A 299-nucleotide genomic window follows, 5' to 3' on the forward strand; every position below is an offset into this window, starting at 1 on the left:
CAGGGCCACGTTCTCGGCAAAGTCGCCGGCCGCGATCCTCTGCAGGATCCGGTCGGCGATCTGCCGCCACAGCGAAACGCCGCTGCGCCGCTCGATGCTGGCTGCCTGCTGCCCACTCATGTCAGCCCCCGGTTCACCGCCCAGACTTTTCGCCGATGTCATCCAGCCGTCATGGACTCGCGCTAGCTAATGCGTATAATTTGTATAGTTGTCTATATCAATAGACAAATTTACGCAATCGACGGAGTGCTGCCATGCGAGGACAGGAAGCGCGCGAGCAGGCCGGGCGCAAGGCGGCG

1 pseudogene is annotated in these 299 nt (G+C 61.5%); it reads right to left on the reverse strand.

Annotated features, from left to right (window positions below):
• A pseudogene (locus EN818_RS34180) lies at positions 1 to 120 on the reverse strand (phosphonate metabolism transcriptional regulator PhnF); the annotation flags it as partial.
• Positions 121 to 299: the final 179 nt, after the last annotated feature.

The sequence above is a fragment of the Mesorhizobium sp. M3A.F.Ca.ET.175.01.1.1 genome, assembly GCF_004791945.1.
In the GTDB taxonomy this organism is placed as follows: domain Bacteria; phylum Pseudomonadota; class Alphaproteobacteria; order Rhizobiales; family Rhizobiaceae; genus Mesorhizobium.